The sequence below is a fragment of the Paenacidovorax caeni genome (genome assembly GCF_001298675.1).
Lineage (GTDB): Bacteria > Pseudomonadota > Gammaproteobacteria > Burkholderiales > Burkholderiaceae_C > Paenacidovorax > Paenacidovorax caeni.
In genome coordinates this window covers 1-1265 of record NZ_CYIG01000127.1, presented here as the reverse complement: position 1 = coordinate 1265, position 1265 = coordinate 1, and the positions used below count along the sequence as shown (strand labels likewise).

Here is a 1265-nt window from a genome sequence, read left to right as displayed (position 1 = left end):
CAGGCCAAGGCCCAGGGCATCAAGGTCAAGAAGGGCCTGTTCCCGTGGACGGCCTCCGGCCGCGCCATTGCCAATGGCCGCGACGAGGGCGTCACCAAGCTGCTGTTCGACGATTCCCCCGAGGCCCACGGCCACGGCAAGATCCTGGGCGGCGGCATCGTCGGCACGCATGCGGGCGACATGATTGGCGAGATTGCCCTCGCCATCGAAATGGGCGCCGACGCCGTGGACATCGGCAAGACCATCCACCCGCATCCGACGCTGGGCGAGAGCATCGGCATGGCGGCGGAAGTGGCGCATGGCAGCTGCACGGATGTGCCGCCTGCGCGCAAGTAAGTCCGCAGCCAAGCTACCCTGACAAGGCCCGAACTGGCGACGGTTCGGGCCTTGTGCTTTGCGTACCCAAACAATCGCCGCAGAATACTGTGCATTTGTACAGTATTCATGCCAATCACTGCAAAACCCAAACTCTACAACCCACGCCACCCCGAACGCACGCTGCTGTACCAAACGGTAGCCGAGCACTATGAGACCTGGCTAGAGTTGGCCAGCGCGGGTCAGTTCGACGGCCAGTGCGACCACCACACCCCCAAGCCCTTCGTACGCAAAGCGTTTGCCACATATCTGGAGTGCGGCATCTTTGCCCATGGCTTCGCCCGCGCTCGCTGCGGCGACTGTGGGCACGACTACTTTGTAGCCTTCTCCTGCAAAGGCCGTGGAGTCTGCCCCTCGTGCACCACGCGGCGGATGGTGGAGACGGCGGCACACCTGAACGATCACGTATTCCCCCGCCTGCCGGTGCGCCAGTGGGTGCTGTCGGTTCCCAAGCGGCTTCGTTACTTCATGCAGCGCGACGGGCCGGTGCTCAATATGGTGCTGCGCATCTTCCTGCGGGTGATTGCGCAAAGCCTGCAGGCGCACTGCATTGGCGCGGCCAATGCAGACAAGGAAAGCCTGCACATCGGCGCAGTGGCCTTCATCCACAGGTTCGGCTCCAGCCTCAATGAACACGTCCACTTCCACGTTTGTGTGGTGGACGGGGTGTTTGAGGAAGTGGAGGGCGAGGGCGATGCTGATGCGACCCCTCGAATCTCATCGCCGGGTGTCATCTTTCACGCGGCCACCGGCATCGATGCGGCTACCGTGGCCCCAGTGCAGACCACACTGCAAAAACGCATCCTGCGCGCCTTCGTTGCTCGGGGCCTGCTGGAGAACTGTGACGCCAAAGACATGCTGGGCTACAAACACAGCGGCTTCTCGGTGGA

At 62.8% G+C, this 1265-nt stretch carries 2 protein-coding genes; both read left to right on the top strand.

The features are described 5' to 3' along the window. Positions 1–336 (top strand): oxidoreductase dimerization domain-containing protein (locus tag BN2503_RS19060; RefSeq protein WP_491893071.1); only part of this gene is annotated, 336 nt, incomplete at its 5' end. Positions 337–444: 108 nt separating this feature from the next. Beyond that, positions 445–1265 (top strand): transposase zinc-binding domain-containing protein (locus BN2503_RS19055; protein WP_148639792.1); only part of this gene is annotated, 821 nt, incomplete at its 3' end.